The organism is Aeromonas popoffii (assembly GCF_037818705.1).
GTDB lineage: Bacteria > Pseudomonadota > Gammaproteobacteria > Enterobacterales > Aeromonadaceae > Aeromonas > Aeromonas popoffii.
Genome location: NZ_CP149129.1, coordinates 2,608,892 through 2,626,984, shown reverse-complemented (window position 1 = coordinate 2,626,984; position 18,093 = coordinate 2,608,892). Strand labels below are relative to the sequence as shown.

The window sequence follows — 18,093 nt, the reverse complement described above, 5'->3', positions numbered from 1 at the left end:
CCTTGGTTGATCCCGGCTCATAACCTGTTATCTTCGAGACTCCTTTTCGTCAGCTGTGCAATCGCACAGGTTTTTATACAAGGACAGGGTTCATGGAACAGATTATTTCACCGGCAGACGCGCTGCCGGGACGCCGCGAGACGATGGTGATTGGCCAGCAACATGCGGTCAATGGCCACCTGACCCAGGGCCCCTGGCCTGAAGAGATGGCGGTAGCCTGGTTTGGCATGGGCTGTTTCTGGGGTGTGGAGCGCCTGTTTTGGCAACAGCCCGGGGTGTACTCCACCGCAGCTGGCTATCAGGGCGGTGTTACCCAGAATCCGACCTACAAAGAGGTGTGCAGCGGGCTGACCGGCCATGCCGAGACGGTGCAGGTGGTATTTGATCCCAAGGTGATCAGCTACGGCGATCTTCTCAAGCTGTTCTGGGAGCAGCATGATCCGGCCCAGGGTATGCGCCAGGGCGGTGACATTGGCACCCAGTACCGGTCGGTGATCTTCTATGCCGACGAGAGCCAGCAGGTCATCGCCCAGCAGAGCATGGCGGCCTATCAGCAGGCCATGATGGCCAGTGGCGACAGCCGCGCCATCAGCACCCGCATCTTGCCGCTGGCGCCCTTCTATTACGCGGAGGATTACCATCAGCAATATCTGGAGAAGAACCCGGAAGGGTATTGCGGACTGGGTGGCATAGGTGTCTGTTTGCCGCCGAGCCTGACTCGCTAAGAGGCTGTACCGCGTTCGACAACGCCCTGTTTGCCATATGAAAAAGAGCCGCATTTGCGGCTTTTTTTGGCGGTCAGGTAGCGCTGAACAAGCTGAGTGTCAGCGCAGTGAAAAAAATCGTAAAAAAAATGGGTCATGGCCGGGAACTAAAGCGGATCGACCTTGCCTAACTGGGTAGCTTCCAAGGATGGAAGCCAAGACCAGACACATTTCTTGCCTCGATATTCATTAAAAGTCATTGAAAAGCTTGATGAGTTGAAATGATAGCAAGCAGGGCTGCCCGTTGAAGGCGGCCCTTTTCATTTAGGCTGTTGGCGGGGATATTCGGCGCACGAGTGTGCGCCACGGCGGCAAGCTGTCTCGACGGGCTAGCTGATGGCGCCGTCAAACAGGTTCTTGATGAGATCGATGAACTCTTCGAGAAAGGCTTGCTGGGGCGGGGTCGGGGCGCGCAGCCAGACGGCGGAGAGCACCTCTTCCAGATCGGCGACCACGGCATCGGCTTCTTGCATGATCATGAAGCGCAACTTGGGATCGAGCTGCGGGTTCTGTTCGCAGATGGCCATCAGGTTGCCAGCGACCCGGCTGCTCACCAGATCTTCGATGGTCTGTTCACCACTGCTCTGTTGCTGGGCTTCAAACAGTCCCAGACTCTCCACCAGATACTCAATCAGGGCGATATAGCCTTCGCTTTCTACAACCATGGCGGCTTAAATCCTCAACAATACGGAAAAACTGTGCGTATTTTAGTGGCTGGACCTAGCTTGGCAAGCGCCAGTGCAGACGATAGCGGATAAACCCGACCCCGCCGCGCTCCACGCTTTCCAATCCGGTCAGCTGAAAGCCATACCGTAAAAATAGCCCATAGCTGAAGGCACTGGCCTCCGTCGTCAGGGTCTTGATACCGAGCCGACCGGCCTGGTTGAGGGCGGTGTCGAGCAAGCGGCCACCGAGCCCCTGCCGTTGATGATCGGCGCTCACATAGAGCAGGCTCAGGTGACCATCGTCGCTGAGGGTGACAAAGCCGAGTATGGCGCCCCCTTGCTCTAGCACCCAGCCGTGGTGATCACGCAACTGGCTGGCAAGGCCCGGATGATGGGCGCCGAGGGCCCATTGCTCCACCTGCGCCTCGCTGTAGTGTTCGGGGCCGCGTTGGCGCACCGACTGCTCGAACAGGGTGATAAGGGCGGGGATATGCGGCTCGCTCAGCGGGACCAGATTGGGCTGCTTTGGCATGGGGTGGCTCACAGACATCATAGTGCCGGGGCTTGCGGCCGTTTGGCCCTGGGCAGGCCGGCGACCACCCGCTCATAGGAGTGGTGCACCCAGCCTTGCCACAGATCGCAGGCCAGCGTATCGCTCAGGGTCACCGTGTTCCAGTGCTGCTTGTTAGAGTGTAAAATACACACGAGTTAATTCACCGAGATTTAGTAATGAAATCAAAAGCTTGGCTATACGCTCGTTTTTCAAGCAGTCAGCAAGCGGATGGCGACAGTATAAACCGCCAGGTTAAAGCAGCCCAGCAATGGTGCGGTGCAAACGGGGTCGAGCTACAACAAACGAGCTTTCGCGATCTCGGTGTCAGTGGCTGGAAGTCGATCAAACGGCCTATGTTCGAACAGCTAATCAAAGCAATGGAAGAGGGTAAAATTCCTCGTGGTAGCTATGTGTTATTCGAATCAACAGATCGTCTTAGTCGCCGTGGATGGGAGCATACCAGAGAGCTAATCAAACAGATAACAGTTCAGCATGGGTGCAATCTGGTAATACTTGACAAGAATCAGATTTACACAAAAGCGAATGTTAATGATGTTGTGCAAAACATATTGCTGATGTTCAGTGCTGATCTGGCAGAGAAAGAAAGCCAGAGAAAGTCCGATCTTGTTGCCGCTGCTTATAAGTCAAAGCGTCAGAAAGGTGATGTTAGTCGCTGGCCGTTCTGGCTTGATAAAGTCGATGATAAGTTTGTTTTCAATGAGAAAGCAGAGATCATAAAGCTGATAGTTGATCTCCGATTGCAGGGTGTAGGCGCATTGGGTATAGCCGCTGAACTAAACAGACGTGGATTTAAGTCAAGTCGCGGATCAAATTGGGGTCACACTTCCGTCAGAATAGCGATTGAGAACTCCGCTTTATATGGCACGAAAGATTTCTTTACCACTAAGTCTAAGAAAGCGTTTGATGATAACGGCAATGAGGTAAGAACTTCTAATAGTGAACTCGTTAGCTCTATATCAGGTGCATTTCCTGCGGTATGTGATTTTGAGACTTGGCAGAAGATTCAGATCAACGGCGAAAAGCCAGGTCGAAAGAGTAATGGCACTGCATTTCACAATATGATTTTTTGCTCTTGTAGTGCTGCTATGAGTATTCAGATCGGGAGCGGTGGCGAGAAGTATAGGAAATGTTCGAGATCAAAAGTTGGCGCTTGTAATCAGAAGATGATCCGAAACTTCGATCAGACGCTAGTGGAATGCTTGGGCCGCATTACCTACAAGAGTATAAGCAATCAGATAGTTAGTAAGTTGCCAGAGCTTACAGAGCGTTTGGCTAAGCTTGAGAAAGTAAAGGAAATGCTAGTTGAAGCTGGTGATGTCGATAGCCTGAAAGAAGCATATCAAGACATTACTTCTGTTAAAATGCAGATAGCAGATGAAAGCAAGATCGTTACCTTGCCTACTACAGTAATCAAAGAGGTATTCCAGCTTAGTATCGATGAGCAGCGATTAGTATTGCGGCAGCTAATCTCAGAAGTAATCGTTGACAGAACTGCCAATCTATGTAAAATTAACGTCAAATTAACTAATGGTCACAAAAAAGTATTCGGTGTTAATGTTGGTACTGGAAAGAAATCTGGTAATAACGTTATCGTGTTCGAGTCTGACACCGAAAAGTTCTTAAACGAAATCAAGAAACTTAATGAGGACTAACATGGTATTGGGCATCGCTGATAAGTACGACATCGTTTCAGAAATTCTTGGGTCAAGAGATTCGATTACTGGCTATCTCGAACATGTAGATATGAAACAGGACGAGTTCGCCAAGCTTTCTGATCGCTTGTACACTTCGTTTAATCAGTATCACGACAGCAAGCGCAAAGCAGAGATAGATCAAGTTCTTGCTATGCTGAAAGCGAAGGGTATCGACCCAGAAGAACTTGTTGGCGAGTCTAAGCCTAGAACTCAGAGAGCAAGTAATGCGGCTCGTTCTGATGGTGTCAGGGCAGTCATTGAAAACAGATTCTATCGGTACTTCGATGAAGAGGGTATCGAATCAGTAGCGTATCGCAAGCCACTTGGTAAGCCGAACAGAGCTATGGCTAAATGGTTCAACGAGCAGAAGGAAAAAGATCCTGAGTTCGGGTGGGCTAGTATTGAGATCACGAAAGAGCAGGCTATTGAAATAGTCGGTGAAAGTGAAGTTGAAAGAATGATCTGGCGAACAGAGCAATCACAATAAAAAGGGCCGCATTAGCGGCCCTTTTTATTTTCACGCTGAATGGATTCCATAGTAGCGTTTAACTTAGCGATTGAAACTTGAAGTTGCGAAAGAGTATCGTTGACTTTTTCGTAAATAGCCTCGTTTCTAATTCGATCCTTCTCAAGCTTTTCACCGATAGCAACATACTGTTTATCGGTTTGATCTTGTCGCTGTTTTATCAAAGCTAGTTCGGTATCTTGTGATTTGGCAGCTCCCTGTAGCCATGATAATTGGCGATCGTGATTGCTTACCTTATCTGACGTATATCCAATCATGTTATAAGCCGTTACCAATGCTACTATAAGTCCACCTATTTTAAGCCAATCTGACGGCGTGAAGTTCTTAATGTTGATCATTATCGAATCTCCACGTACCCACTCAGACACGGCACCACATCACCATTATTAAGCTGGACAGCAATAGCGTAGCGATTATAATTCCGTAGTCGTTGTGATTCTACATTCGACAGATAAACTTCCAGCCCTTCATAGCTAATACCACATTTAAACTTAGCAGCAGCACTAACACCGTTTGACGTAATTTCTTCCCGAGCAATACAAGTTACATCGCCAGCTACCAATCCGAAATCTTCCCATTTGAACATCTGGCGTAAAGTAGTGCCTCGCATAACTCGGAAGTTAATAATTTTTGACATTTTATTCTCCTTAATAGTTATAATATAACTATATTTAGAGACTTAATATGTCCACATAACAGGCGTTGAGTTTCTGCAATCAACATGCACGAAAGACTTGGCGACACCAATCCCGTTAAATCCCAGCTCCATAGCGAGTCTAGCGATCTCCATTCGTTGAGCACCGTCAGAAACGGCGATATCAAAAGCAGTGCCTTTGTTATGTTGTCCTGCTTGTGCTTTCTTCGCTTCTTCTGGATGCATACCGCAGCGATAGGCGCTCGTTAGAGCAATGGGGCGATTAACCCTATCTCTAAGTTTTTCGAGTCGGCCTAGCGCGTCTGGTGTGATTTGGTGTGCTTTCTGTTGTCTACAGTTCGGACACTTGCAACGGAGTTCTATCGCTTTAAAGTGTTTGCTTTCGATTTCCATATATCTCCTTATTAAGAATCTGATTTAAGAGTTACGTTTACCTTTTGGCCATTTCTAGCCCATAGCCAACTAATAATTCCTGGCCATCTAATTTTTCCCTCTCCGGCTGGAATAATCATCGTCCCAGCGCCTTCTATTGTTACTGTCAATGGAGATGGCTTATCTACTCCGACATATAGAAGATCTGGCTGATCATCGAATCCGCCAATAGTGGTAATCAGTCTGCCTTTGTGGGTATTAGGTGATATAGCACCAGCAGCATTACTAAAATAGCCGATCTGATTTTCATATCCGGGATTAAATACACCGATTGTCATAACAATCTTTGTATCGCTACTTCTCCCAGCTAAATTAATTAGATTGACAGGTAATGCCAATCCAGCTTTAGCGCATATATCAGTTGCCCATCCATTGCCACCGAACTCTGTATTAGCATCAGATAGCCAGAATGGGATATTAGGTACTGTCATATTAAATCAAAGGGGAATTACTTCCCCCTTGCCTCCAGTTGTTTAACTTTCTCAGATAGTTCTTTGATTGCTTCAATCAGCAGAGCATTAACGCCCGCCATTTCGATACTCAGATATTTATTACCATCAGCGTGATTGAACTCACCGACAGATTCAGGCAGTACCTTTTGCAAGTCTTGTGCAATAATACCCGCTTCGCGTTCTTCTTTACCTTGCTTGATATAAGTCTTACCAGTCAACTGTTCTACTTTATACAAAGCATTTTCAATCGGCTTAAAGTCAGATTTCAATCTAGCATCGGATGTAATGCGAACGTTTGCAGCAGAGAAGTTACCGCTAATATCGAATGTATACGCGAACTGAGATTTTGATGTTGCAGCTTCACCAGATCCAACTCTGATAACAGCTTGACCCCAAATATTACCGGAACGCAATACACCGAATTCGGTATCAGTTGTATATCCAGCGCCAGTGGCAACTGTTCTACCACTCGCAATCTGATAATAATCAGAGCCACCATTTACAGTACCGAAATCGACGTTAAGCGGAGCTTGTCTTGCCCATTGATCTAGAAATGCATGTGAACCTTTAGCCCAGTTTGTGCCATTCAGATTAATACCAGAACCATCAGTTCTTAGAGTCATATATCTTGATGCTTCAACGTATGCACCGTTAGATTGTCCGAAGTTCAAATCACCGGTTGTTCCATCCATCCAAATCATTCTGGCGTGTTTACCAGGAGTATGGAATTCAAGAATATTATGTCCAGCGTTCTCGATTTGTAACTTACCAGAGCTAATCTGAGTCTCGCGTTTTAAATCGATCTTACCAACGGAGAAGTTAGCAATCTGATTGATCGGAGTTACACCCTCAGAAATAACAAGTCCATTATCACCAGCTGGTCTATTAATATGATACCAAGCGTTAGACTGACCATTTGTAAATACAGCACTCGCACCAGTTGAGAATGTAGCCGCGCCAGCTTGTGCGTCTTTCATGTTAAGAATACCAGTCATGGTATCGCCAGCTATATCCACGTATCTACCGTCGGATGCGCCTTTAGAATAAACATCACCTTTTAACACGTTAACCAAGTTATCAACGTAATCTTTACGTGTGCTTGCGTTTGGCAAGTTTGTTTGTGCTGTTGATTGCAAGAAGTCTTTAGCAGTGAACGTACCGATTGAGCTAATAGCGCCATCGCTTAGAATATTAACAATGCCATTTTCACCGTTGATTCCATGATTGATCTTGATTGCGTTTCCTTCCGAAAATAAATGGAATCTTGTGTTAGACCCATCTTGGAAACTAATACTACCTTTGCCATTTACCACCATCGCGTTTTTGACCGCATCCGCGTATATCGGAACATGGAAATCAGCTTTACCTTTAGCGATATCAAGCAAATCAATCGGAGTAGTTGCGCCACTCATACGATATCTAAACTTGAAATACTCGTTTCCGTTATCTCCAGTCTCAAACCACATATAGGCATCTGCATCTGAGTCGGAATCATTCTTGAATCCAATCTTAGCAAAATCAGAGTTGCGACTCCAAATCAACTGACTATCGTTAGCAAAAGTCAAGTTACCAGTCATGGTATCGCCAGCTTTATCAACGTTCTTTGCGTCAATAGCGTCCACATAATCTTTACGAGTACAAGAGGCAGCGTTAGTTGATTGCGCTGTTGTCTGAATAAAGTTTTGTGCAAATACATCGCCTTGAACATCAAGCCAAGCACCAGCACCACCTTTATTATCTTCTGATTTAAGAACTCTTAATCCATACCCAGGGCGAGAGCGTGAACATATTGTTAAAATTCACCCAATTTGTTGAGGCCAGCATTGAGTACCTTTTCCAGGTATTCACTGCTCATTCCTGCAATCTTTTGCTTCCGTCTGATGCTCGCTTTGCGTGAAGTTTCAGCCCTGAGCATGTTCAGCCCCATGTGCCGGATGCACGCAAGGATCTCTGCGGCATCACCGCGATAAATTGGGCAATCGTCCTCGCCCATCGTGACGTCCAGCACCCAGTGCAGGCTATTTTCGATGGCCCAGTGCCCACGTACCGCTCGTGAAAACTCATCCCGCGTCAGCGCTTTGGAACTGATGTAATAACGCTGTTCAAGAGTGATTTTTTCCATTTTTTCAATGCGATAAGAGATGGCCACGCCAATGCTGCACAACTGTTCCCAATGAGGAAACTGGGCAGCTAACTCACCCGCCGCCATGATATGGTACTCACGACCATCGATGCGCCCATGAGCCTTATCAAGTGTCATCGTTGCTGCGCATAATGGGGTAGCCGCCAGCGGGGCCAGGGCTTGCCGGACCGCCTCGAACAACTTGGGCTGGTTGCCTTTGACGGCCAACAAGTAATCGCCACTTTGCTGGAGGATGGTCTCGACGATCTCGGTTTGGCACCCCATCGCATCGATGGATACCAGGCAGCCTTTGATGTCGAGCAACGCCAACAAGTCGGGAATGGCGGTGATTTCATTGGACTTGGCGTCGGTTTTTATCTGTCCGAGCACCAGTTTATTAGCGGCGGCATAGGCGCTTACCATGTGAATGGTCGACGTTCGATCTTCACGGTTATAGGAACTGCGCAGGGTTTTGCCATCGATAGCGACCAAGGCGCCTTCGGTGTGCTGGTTGATGGCTTGAGTCCAACGTACGAACGCGGCCTGAAACGGCTCTGGTTTGATACCGGAGATGATCCTGGCGATGGTGTCATGGACAGGAATACCATTTTTAAACAGCCCCTTGGATTGAAACCAAGGAAGATGAACCTCACCGAAATCTTCAATATCTTCCCAGCCGTCTGCGCCACCGATCACTGCGCAGACGGTGAGAAACAGGACATCGTAGAAAGGATAATAAATCTTGGCATGCTGGCGAGGGTCGGGAATATCATCGAAAAACTGAGCAAAAACAGCATCAATAGACATGAAGGCACTCCTGAAAAAGGAGCATAAGATCACAGCTGGATCGCAGGGTCAAACCTGTTTTTCTTGGTCAAAAAACGTTCGCGATCTTGCCCTGAATCCATACCCAGCTCTGTATTCATCGTGAACTGAATGCATTAACTCAACATGTTGATCACCAGTAGCATGTTCAAATCTAATACGGCCATAGTTTTCTGCTTTATCAACGGCAGCTCCAGCGGCGTTTTTCAAAATCAATGCAGCTTGCTCTTTCTCGATTTTGAGATCACCAATCATTGGGATAGAACCGTCAGCAACTAGAACTCTACGATTGCGATCATATAGTTCGCCATTACGAGCGACAAACAAAGGCATGATTTCATTAGTTACGCCTACGCCAGCTTCTTCCATTGTTCTTGGCAAAAAATCTTTCTTATCCGGTGCAACGTATTTTTCTAAGTTAACAACAATGCCACCCTTGATACCTTCATCGCTATGGAACCAATAAGTAGCACCACCGCCGCGTAGCCAAACAATTAGACTTTGCGTTGTATAAAAGAGACCGCCAGCAACGGTTGTATATCCAGAATGAAACTCACTCACATTAACTCTATGTGAGTTTCCGCCCCACCCAGAATCGTTTGTCATTTCGATTGCAAGAGTCAGCGCACCCCTGTGAGTTTTGTTGTTCCAAGTATCTGGTGCCTTTTCATTATAAGCACGAGAGAAACAATACCGCTTCCATCCAAATCCATCAGAAGACCCACGGACATTAATTGCAACTGGATAAAATGTATCAGCGTCTCCACCGATTTCGAATTTATTATGATATGAATATCCCATTTCACTAAACTCGTTGGCGTTTTCAATCCAGCCAGTCCATACCATTGTGCCGTCATTACGTGTTCTGGTATAACTAATCCCAGTTCTTTGATCTGTTGCTACTTGAGTAACGAAAGTATTTACATCTTTATCAGAGCCAATAACGATCATTGTGCCGTAATCAAACGGTGGCGGGTTAACTGAGCCAGTGGCTTTTGCTGAATACAAGTTATAGAATCCACTTGATTCAAGACTATCAAAGTTAATTGGCCCTTTCAGCTTCTCGGATTTACCATCAACAGCGAATCCTTGCATACCATCCAGTTTACTTTTATCAGCAGCAGACATAGAGCCAGCGGTATTAGCAGCAGCAGGCTTAATACTGATCGCTTTGTTTGCATCAATGATCATAGGCAGAACAGCAGTCGGTGCCGTTACAGTAGCAAACTTACCATCAACGTAATCTTTACGAGCCAGCGCGTTGGCTTCGGTGCCTTGTGCAGCAGAGACAAGGACTTTCGGAGCAATCAAATTACCGCTCATTGTGTCGCCCGCTTTATTGACCACATTAAGGTCAGCAGCAGACGGCTTATTATCTGGGTGATAGACTTCTTTCCCACCAACCGCCATAGTAAAGCCGTTGATAGCGTCAATAGTCTGTGCCACCTTATTAATTTTTAAAGCGTCAGTCATAAAAAATAATCCCCTTTGAGTTAATCTAATAGTATTTAGATAACTCTCGGGGGATTTATTTATACGGAGAACACTAGATCTCCTGCTACTTCTTTAATTGTGCAGTTGCCAAAATCGACAAGCTTAGTATTTGTATTCACAACAAAGCTATCCTTGAACCACCATGAAGAAGTACCGATAGAACTTGTGCCAGTTGTACCGGAAGCATATGGAATAAAGCCAGTAGCAGCACCGCCAGCACGTACCCATTTGTCCTTAGCTTGAATGTGATCAGTAACGATATTGAAGAATCCACTACCGCCAACGTCTTCCCATTTAGGCTTATTCAGATTTGTATAAATATCTGCCCAGATCGGTGCATTGGTTCCACTATCATTAGAACCTATATAGCATTTATTCTCACTGTTCATATATGGAATAAAGATACCAGCGTATCCGCCAGCAGAATCACGACGAGATAATATGTTCCAATATCCACCCTTATTACCAGCAGGGCCACCAACAGAAGTAGGTGTAACAAATCGAGATTGTCCAACAGGGCCAGCCCAATCATCTGCACCAGTTAAAGTGACGTAAGGCAATACGTCTTTACCAATGTTTGTTGTGTTATCAACAAAGCTAGGCACTGTTAGTTTACCAGTCATGGTATCACCAGCTTTAGCAACGTTCTTTGCGTCAATAGCATCAGCGTAGTCTTTGCGAACAAGGCTATTTGCTAATGTGGATTGCGGGCTGTTAGTCAATACAGGATATTGAAATGTTGCGCTATCGCCATTGCTGATTGTAAATTGTGGTGCGGTGTCAGTTACACCCGTAGCCAACACATACAGACGATCATTGATAGTTTCATGCCAAATAGTAGACGGAGCACCAGATCTAAATTTACGCAAATACCGCTTAACGTTGCCAGCATCATTACTCATACTCTCGATATCATAGACGTTATTAGCGGTGCCGAACTTCAAAGTACCAGTCATGGTATCACCAGCTTTAGCGACTTTAGCTTTCTGAATACCATCAATCAGAGTTTCACCTTCCGCTAGTTCTTTATTCAACTTAGTCAATGTATCAAGAGTAGCCTGATCCGTTGCTCTTAACTTAGCTAGTTCAGCATCAGTATAAGCTTTGCCATCTGCTAGTTTTTTATCTGCTTCTGTCTGTGTCTCATAGATAGAGGCAATATCAACGCCCTTAACTTTGAGTACGCCGCCAACATTCAGATCACCAGTTGTTGATGGGTTAGCTTTGAAGTCATTCAGAGCTTTGATTGCCGCGTCTGCCTGCGTCTTGGCTGTGTTTGCCTGTGTGGTAGCAGTAGATGCACTAGCAGCAGCTTTGGCCGCTTCCTGTGTCGATTTGGTAGCTTGTGCAGTAGAGATACCAGCTTGCTTTGTTGCCTCGTCTTTCAGCGCGGTAACATCAACAACGTGGTCATGTACCTCTTTATCGAGTGCCTGAACATCAGCCAGAGCTTTATCAACAGCCGACTTAGCGGTATCAACTTGAGTTTTAAGCGCCTGAGTCTGATCCTTTAATGTCTGAGTCTGACCCTTGAGAGTTGTAACGGTTGCTTTGTCAGTCGCTACTACCTTTTTATCAGCAGTGACTTGATCGGCAAGTCCTTTAACTTCGATTCTGATCCCGTTTAGAAACTCGTCATAAACGCTAGTTCCCTCTACCAAAACTACTTCGGTAGTCCCATTAAACGGATCGTTAAACTGGGAAATTTCTACAAGTAAACTCATTATTCCCCCTTATAGTCTTGTTACATCGCGAACGATAGAGAAGCCACCAGTCAAGATTGTGAAAACAGAATCACGTATATTGAGCTGCATGTCATATACAGCCGTATCAGCAAGGGAACTACCAGCAGGCAAAAGAGTTTCGCTTGCAGACTTCGGAACAGTGATCTTAATAACACCATTCTTAGCGTCCACAATTTGAATCGGTAGCGTATAAAGAATATCATTTGCCTCTGAGTTGTATCTCACTTGTGCATTGATAGTGAATCCATTAGATAGATCGATTGGTGATTTATCTCCGGTTTTATCGTCCACTTGAAAGAGTTGCATTTTCCAAGTCGGTGTGTCTCCACGATAAACTTGGAGATCGTATTTACCACGTTTAATGGCCATTTGTTTTACTCCTATAGTTAATAACTGTATTTAGTGAAAGATAAGGCACCCGAAGGTGCCTGTATTATCTAAAGCTTGGGTTTTCACGTTCAGCTTGTTTCATAGCCAATGCAACAGATTCACGATGTTTGATCAGATAGCTCTGGAATTTACCTTCATCAATATCACTACCACCTTGAATAACTAGATCGCTGTTCATCACAATAGATTTGCCGCCCTTCTCATTATTAGCAAGATAGTTAGTCAGATCTTTGTTTGCTTCTGGTTGGACAACACGCTCACCTTTTTTCAAGATATAGCTACCAGTGGAATCAACTTCATCAGCGCCAGAGTGGAACTGACCCAAAGTAACAGCAGCAGCAGAGCCGATCTGTCCAGCGTATTGAGCAACGACACCAGCTTTAGCAATCATCTTGCCTGTAGTAGTCGGAATAGATGGATCTTTATCTACGTTTGACCAAGCTTCAAATCCGGCTAATGTCATCTTAGCGATTGTCGCGGCCTTCTCTGCGGCAAATAACATCTTCTGTTGTTTGCTGCCTTTCTCGGCTAGTCCACTAACACCAGACATCAACTGACTGAATTGATCTAGCTGTGCATTGGTTAACTGGCGTTTAGCATCAGTAACGTTTTGTTCTGCGGCAATACGTTGCTCGTTGAACTCCTGATCGTTAATAAGTCCCAGTTCATGCTGTTCGTTTAGATAAGCAAGACCAGCTTCGGCTTGCATAACATCACGAGTATTTTTATCCTGAACATAACGAATATCTTCCTCAGTCATTACTGAATTATGTTCGCGTCTCGCTTCGGCAATAGCATTATCATATTGAGTCTGGGTAATCTTACCTTCTTCCAGATATTCAGAGAGTTTCTGATTGCGTAGTGCTAGATCGGTATCAGCTTCCTGTTGGCGAGTAGTAGCAACATCGCGTTGAATCTGGAGTTTTTCAGTCTCCTTATTACGCTCAAGATCAGCCAGTTCTTGCTGGTGTTTCTCGGCTAGCTGTTTTTGCTTCGCGTTGAACTGTTCTTGGCTAATAAGTTTCTTGGATAGCATGTCTTCAAAACTAGCGATCTGTTGCTGGTATTGAATCTCAAGTCTTCCAGCTTCGTCAGTTTGAATAGCAAGTTGTGCCTGTGCTCTTTCACGTTCGATTCGTTCGGCGTCTTGTGCTGCTTTCTGCTTTGCTTGTACAGCTTTATTCTCAGCCTGTTCACGCTTCTGATTTTCTCGCTCGACAATAGTGGATTTAGTTTCTTCCAGTCCCTTGATCTTCTCGTTATGATCCGAAAGATTCTTTTGTTGATTCAACAGAGTTTGATTTGCCTGTTTTAATAGATCCTGATTATCAGTTTCTTCGGCATGTCGAATAGTATTTCTGGTATCCGCGATTTCTTTCTCTGTATCAAGTGCCCGTTTCTGAGTTTCGGCAATCATCTTCTTTGCTTCTTCAACACTCTTAGCGGTAGCAGTTTGAGCACTTGAAGACAGTCCAGATCCAGAGCCAGTTCCACCTGTGCCAGCATTCTGTTTTTTATATTCAGCCGCTTCGCCTACATTAGAAATCTGTTGCCCTATTGTCTGTTGATATTTTATTGCGTCTTGACGCATCTGTTCCAATTCGTCTTTGGTAACATTATTTTTCAGAGGGCCGCTGAATCTGACTTTATTAACGTCCAGTTGTTCAAACTGTTTTTTAACTTGATCGTAGTTCTCTAGCGTTACAGTGATTTTTCTGTCTCTGAAATCCTGCTCGAATTTCTTCATTTGCATTTCATCAACAGAATCGGCAAACATATCAGAGGCTTTTTTAGCTAATACACCGAGTTTTACAAACAGGGTATCGAACTTCTCGGACATCATGACGCCGAAATTAGCCCACATGCTGCTCCAGTTTGAATCCATTCTGGCAATATCATCCATAGTGCCATTAGACAACATGGCGCGTTTGGTAGCGTATCCCTCAAGAGCTTGATTCAATCCATCTTGCCCATTCTTGATCGCGTCAAATAGCAAGGTAGAGTCACTGGCGATTGATTCCATCACGAATGTGATCTGTGCTGTGCTTGCGCCGACTCTTTCAAGTTCTGTAGCGATTGCGCTTAATGCTTCTGGTGCAGACTTACCGATCAAATCATCAATCGTGAAATCAGACTTGCCTTTAATAGCATCGAAGAAATCTTGTAATGGGCCACTACCAGCAGTGACATAATCACCGATCCGATCGAACACATCTTTATAGATATCACCGAGTTTATCGACTTCCATTCCATTCTGTTGTGCAACGATAGCCAGCTTATTGAACTCTTCTACCGAGCTACCAGACAACTTAGCCGCTCGCTCAATTTCTTTCTGTGCTTTCATTGTCTCGATAGCCATCATACTCAGGCCAGCAGCAGCAGCGACACCAGCAGCACCGATTGCACCAATACCAACAGCAAAGCCACCACCAGACATACCGCGCATTGAGCCGAGCATCTGATTAATAGCACCGTCAACACTGGTAAAGTTATCGTTTACATTTCGGGCGAACTCTTCAAAGTTGCGCTCCATTTTAACTAAGTCGCTTTCGCTCTGTGTTCTCGCTTGTTTAATACGATCCACATACTGAGCGGTATTAGCTGTTAAGTTAATACTAACTGTCATTGTGTTCTCCTTAATAAAAAGGGGAGGGGCGTTATGCCGTCTCCCCGTTGTTGTTTAATTGCTTTAAATGTTCTGCCTGAAAGCGCCGTTGGCATTCTTTGGATAAGTCAGACAAGCGAGATAGATAGAACTGATCGCGTTCTGGCTTCTTCTTCTCGATATCTATTTCTTCCAAGATCTTCATACCGAAATCAGCCAGTTGTTCAGCCGTCTGTAATCCCTTGAGAATCCTAAGAGCTTTCTTAATTCGCTCGTCATCAAGCCAATCGGGGTTATCTTTCAAATAAGGGAATATGTCTTGAGCTGGGACAAACTGTGATTTCTTGGTATTGTTCTGATTAAGAATCAGTTGCGCGATAGTTGCCTGTCTTAACGCTTCTGCTTTGGTAGTGAATGGCTCTAGGTAGTTATAAGCGCGATATTCATCGACAATACTTGTGGGCCATTTCTCTAACTCGAATGTGGGAATGCCAAGCTTTAGACTTAGTTCAATGAGGAACTTTCTATCAGCGTTATGGCTCAGGCTTCGGACTTTTTTAGAAGATCTCGCTGGCTCACATTAGCGATCATGCTTGCGACTTCTTGAATGATTTGAACTGGCAGATTTTCTTTGATCCAATCGCGCTGTTCTTCTGCGAATACATTCTTACCGGATTCGTCACATAGTCCATTAATCAGGGTAGCTAGTGCGCGTTCAGCCGGATCATATTCACTAGCAACTGCCATAGCGCCTTTATAGTTGAGTTCTTTAATAAAGATCTCGGTGCCGTCTGACATAGTAGTTTTAATCGGCTTGATTGCGTATTTCTCAATAAAGTTCATTCTGTTTCTCCAAATAAAAAAGGGAGAAGCGTTTGCTTCTCCCTTTATTTAGCGTTTCTAGTATTAAGCCAGAGCTACCGGAGCACCGATTTCACCATCTACAGCCAGAGTCCAAGTTACGGTACGCTGTGCGTCAAACTCGTTACCATAGGCGATAGAGCTAACGAATGCGTTAACAGTGATGGTGCTACCAACTTTCTGTTCTGCGTTAGCGTACTGGGTGATTTTAAATTCAGTCTTGGTTTCGTTCTTTTGCAGAGCCAGAAGATCAACAAAAGAAACATCAGATGGGTTATAAGTACATACAATTTCAATCGGGCTTGCACTTGAGGATCCAATCAGACGGCGAGCATATTTGGCGTTAAATTGCATAACGTCAATAATGTTAGTTTCGCCACCAAGGCCACTGAAACTTTCAACGTTCAGGATTGCTTTAGAAGTAGATCCTGATTTGTATTCTACTTTGGTGTAATTAGATACACTAATGTCGGTAAGACCTGCCATTTTATTTATTCCTTGTATTTAAAGTGAATGGTGTAAGTTCGCTCAAAGATTTCATTCTCTCGGTCATATAGATCGGTAAAGTTATCAATCCGAGCGTGAAGAATTGGGAGATCGCCAAGTTTGGCTAGCTCCTTGATATATTTAGTTAGCTTGGAATCATCTAATATCTGTTCGTATGAAGTAGCGGATTTGGTAAGCTTGATTGTTCGCTGGATTATTTCGCTGCCATCGTGATATAGAGTTCTAATGCCACGGCCAGCATTTTCATAAACCCAACAAGTTCCAGATTCTTTAAGCGGTACTTCGAATGCGTAAACAGGTAAGTTGAAAACAAGGCGTAACCATTTAACTAGGTTTGTTTCTAGCACGGTTCATCCTCTTAAATTGTTTCTCGACTTCTGTTTTCAGTGACTCGGCAAATGTATTCACCATCACCGCTTCTGTTTGAGTAGCAGTTTCAGAGACAAAGTTTTTAGGCTCAGTTGTACCGATATCACGTTCAACGTATTTTGTTGCCTTGCCCCACGAGTGGAATACTTTCCCGTCTTCTGTTTTAGCAAGACGCTTTGATCGGCCATGTTCGAGAATCATTGCCATCCCGTAGTATTCATTTACGAATGTAACTTGGCTGAATAACTCGCCTCGATCTTGTTCTTTAATTCGATTGATCTTCATTTTCTTGTTGGTATTAATAACAGTCTTAGAAGTCACACCAGCTTTCACCATTGACGGTGCCTTGCTTTCAAGAACTTGCTTTACTGGTTCCATTGCTTTCTTTGCGGAAGCTCTTAGAGCCGCTGCCCTGAACTTTGGATCAGTAAGTGAATCGAGTAGAGTATTAAGATCACCGAGCCCTTGCATTTTTGCGCTCACCTTCATTGGTGTTTACCTCGCAATACGCAAGTTAGAACGGTGTATTTATTCATTGAATACCAGTTTTCATCGTCAACGATGTCCCAATCTTTATCGTCAAATCGGATAAACATTGTTTCGCTCGGGATTTTATATTGCCGGTTATATCTGATGGTGATCTTGACTTTCTTGTTTACTCCCTTGGTAATACCGCCAACGTGTTCAGAACTAACAAACTCGATAGCAGCAGGGCAGGCGATCAATAGATCTTTAGTTTTGGTGACGATACCGACTGGACTAATATTTTCTGTTTGATCCCATACCTCGATTTTTTTATTCATTTGTCCTGTTCGCATGATTACCTCGCCGGAATATGCCAACGGTCAAACAGATATCGATGGCTAAATGGAATTTCCACGCCAGTTACACCGAATGATTGATCTTCGCGTTGTTCATAGAAGGTTGTAATCAGTTGCAAGATGCCTTGAATAACAGATTTCGGAACTTCAAATGCAGTCCAGCCAACATTAGCTATCACATGAAAGTCTTCACAATCTGAGTATTCAGAGTTCAGAATTACCTCATCTGAAACAGAATTGAATCTGAAATTAGTTACTTCAATTTCGACACCATCACGATATGCTGTAATGCTATCAATAGATTTTACTTCTCCCATAGGAACAACGAACCTTGCTTTATAGCGACTGAACGAGGCATGTATTTTGGTTGGGCCAATCGAGCGATTCATACAACGTTCAGCAAAGTTAATTGCAGCGTCTCGATATTGATCCATTAATGCTTCATCAGTTTGATCGTAGTTTCTAACGTGATCTTGAATAAGATCGTTCGGGATAATAGTTGATCCAACGTCTTCTTTTTCTATCACTTTATAGAACATGGTATCCCCTTATAAAGAAAAAGGGAGAGAACCGTTCTCTCCCTTATTGGCAA

22 protein-coding genes and 1 pseudogene are annotated in these 18,093 nt (G+C 44.7%); 3 read left to right on the top strand and 20 right to left on the bottom strand.

Translation table 11 applies throughout. The annotated features are described in order from the left end of the window. Positions 1-92 precede the first annotated feature (92 nt). Positions 93-725, top strand: coding sequence for a peptide-methionine (S)-S-oxide reductase MsrA (gene msrA / locus WJM78_RS11985; protein ID WP_042036796.1), 633 nt, complete (start codon positions 93-95; stop codon positions 723-725). Positions 726-1,093: 368 nt separating this feature from the next. Here msrA and WJM78_RS11980 read toward each other — a convergent pair whose 3' ends face one another. From WJM78_RS11980 to WJM78_RS11970, 3 genes and pseudogenes are all read right to left on the bottom strand, one after another. After that, entirely contained in the window at positions 1,094-1,429 is a 336-nt protein-coding gene (locus WJM78_RS11980) for a DUF3802 family protein (RefSeq protein ID WP_042036798.1), read from the bottom strand. Between the two features lie 55 nt (positions 1,430-1,484). After that, the gene (locus WJM78_RS11975) at positions 1,485-1,961 is read right to left on the bottom strand and encodes a GNAT family N-acetyltransferase (protein WP_339009477.1); all 477 of its coding nucleotides are present in this window, start codon (positions 1,959-1,961) and stop codon (positions 1,485-1,487) included. A gap of 17 nt (positions 1,962-1,978) precedes the next feature. Further along, a pseudogene (locus WJM78_RS11970) lies at positions 1,979-2,122 on the bottom strand (MmcQ/YjbR family DNA-binding protein); the annotation flags it as partial. 36 nt (positions 2,123-2,158) lie between these two features. Between WJM78_RS11970 and WJM78_RS11965 the strand changes: the two are divergent. Both WJM78_RS11965 and WJM78_RS11960 read left to right on the top strand, forming a co-directional pair. Next, positions 2,159-3,655: a recombinase family protein gene (locus WJM78_RS11965; RefSeq protein WP_339009476.1), complete on the top strand. Its 1,497-nt coding sequence runs from the start codon at positions 2,159-2,161 to the stop codon at positions 3,653-3,655. A 1-nt stretch (position 3,656) separates the two neighbouring features. Next, complete coding sequence (locus WJM78_RS11960) at positions 3,657-4,184, top strand: hypothetical protein (RefSeq protein ID WP_339009475.1); 528 nt, start codon at positions 3,657-3,659, stop codon at positions 4,182-4,184. Between the two features lie 11 nt (positions 4,185-4,195). Here the strand turns inward: WJM78_RS11960 and WJM78_RS11955 are convergent, their stop codons facing one another. The 17 genes from WJM78_RS11955 to WJM78_RS11875 all read right to left on the bottom strand — a co-directional run bounded on the left by WJM78_RS11955 (position 4,196) and on the right by WJM78_RS11875 (position 18,040). Beyond that, entirely contained in the window at positions 4,196-4,561 is a 366-nt protein-coding gene (locus WJM78_RS11955) for a hypothetical protein (RefSeq protein ID WP_339009474.1), read from the bottom strand. Next, positions 4,561-4,860 carry a hypothetical protein gene (locus WJM78_RS11950; protein WP_339009472.1) on the bottom strand — a complete coding sequence of 100 codons (300 nt, stop codon included), beginning with the start codon at positions 4,858-4,860 and terminating at the stop codon, positions 4,561-4,563. The genes WJM78_RS11955 and WJM78_RS11950 overlap by 1 nt, the downstream gene beginning before the upstream one ends. A gap of 42 nt (positions 4,861-4,902) precedes the next feature. Further along, positions 4,903-5,271, bottom strand: a complete 369-nt coding sequence (locus tag WJM78_RS11945; RefSeq protein ID WP_339009470.1) for a D-Ala-D-Ala carboxypeptidase family metallohydrolase — start codon at positions 5,269-5,271, stop codon at positions 4,903-4,905. A gap of 11 nt (positions 5,272-5,282) precedes the next feature. Further along, complete coding sequence (locus WJM78_RS11940) at positions 5,283-5,741, bottom strand: hypothetical protein (protein WP_339009468.1); 459 nt, start codon at positions 5,739-5,741, stop codon at positions 5,283-5,285. Positions 5,742-5,758: 17 nt separating this feature from the next. Continuing rightward, complete coding sequence (locus WJM78_RS11935; protein WP_339009466.1) at positions 5,759-7,384, bottom strand: tail fiber domain-containing protein; 1,626 nt, start codon at positions 7,382-7,384, stop codon at positions 5,759-5,761. Between the two features lie 170 nt (positions 7,385-7,554). Further along, positions 7,555-8,691, bottom strand: coding sequence for an ISAs1-like element ISKpn31 family transposase (locus WJM78_RS11930; RefSeq protein ID WP_339009338.1), 1,137 nt, complete (start codon positions 8,689-8,691; stop codon positions 7,555-7,557). Between the two features lie 48 nt (positions 8,692-8,739). Further along, positions 8,740-10,182, bottom strand: a complete 1,443-nt coding sequence (locus WJM78_RS11925; RefSeq protein WP_339009464.1) for a pyocin knob domain-containing protein — start codon at positions 10,180-10,182, stop codon at positions 8,740-8,742. 59 nt (positions 10,183-10,241) lie between these two features. Next, positions 10,242-11,927, bottom strand: coding sequence for a hypothetical protein (locus WJM78_RS11920; protein ID WP_339009462.1), 1,686 nt, complete (start codon positions 11,925-11,927; stop codon positions 10,242-10,244). Positions 11,928-11,936: 9 nt separating this feature from the next. Then, positions 11,937-12,317 (bottom strand): hypothetical protein, encoded by a 381-nt coding sequence (locus tag WJM78_RS11915; RefSeq protein ID WP_339009460.1) that lies wholly within the window; start codon positions 12,315-12,317, stop codon positions 11,937-11,939. 64 nt (positions 12,318-12,381) lie between these two features. Then, positions 12,382-14,964, bottom strand: a complete 2,583-nt coding sequence (locus tag WJM78_RS11910; protein WP_339009457.1) for a hypothetical protein — start codon at positions 14,962-14,964, stop codon at positions 12,382-12,384. A 31-nt stretch (positions 14,965-14,995) separates the two neighbouring features. Then, positions 14,996-15,247, bottom strand: coding sequence for a hypothetical protein (locus WJM78_RS11905; RefSeq protein WP_339009454.1), 252 nt, complete (start codon positions 15,245-15,247; stop codon positions 14,996-14,998). A 236-nt stretch (positions 15,248-15,483) separates the two neighbouring features. Beyond that, positions 15,484-15,786: a hypothetical protein gene (locus WJM78_RS11900; RefSeq protein WP_339009452.1), complete on the bottom strand. Its 303-nt coding sequence runs from the start codon at positions 15,784-15,786 to the stop codon at positions 15,484-15,486. A gap of 63 nt (positions 15,787-15,849) precedes the next feature. After that, a complete protein-coding gene (locus WJM78_RS11895; protein ID WP_339009450.1) occupies positions 15,850-16,290 on the bottom strand; it encodes a hypothetical protein in 441 nt (146 codons plus the stop codon). Positions 16,291-16,295: 5 nt separating this feature from the next. Further along, positions 16,296-16,658: a hypothetical protein gene (locus WJM78_RS11890; protein ID WP_339009449.1), complete on the bottom strand. Its 363-nt coding sequence runs from the start codon at positions 16,656-16,658 to the stop codon at positions 16,296-16,298. Continuing rightward, positions 16,636-17,169, bottom strand: a complete 534-nt coding sequence (locus tag WJM78_RS11885) for a hypothetical protein (protein ID WP_339009447.1) — start codon at positions 17,167-17,169, stop codon at positions 16,636-16,638. Before WJM78_RS11885 ends, WJM78_RS11890 begins: the two co-directional genes overlap by 23 nt. After that, a complete protein-coding gene (locus WJM78_RS11880) occupies positions 17,166-17,498 on the bottom strand; it encodes a phage head completion protein (RefSeq protein ID WP_339009445.1) in 333 nt (110 codons plus the stop codon). The genes WJM78_RS11885 and WJM78_RS11880 overlap by 4 nt, the downstream gene beginning before the upstream one ends. Positions 17,499-17,500: 2 nt before the next feature. After that, entirely contained in the window at positions 17,501-18,040 is a 540-nt protein-coding gene (locus WJM78_RS11875; RefSeq protein WP_339009443.1) for a head-tail connector protein, read from the bottom strand. Between the last annotated feature and the right edge of the window lie 53 nt (positions 18,041-18,093).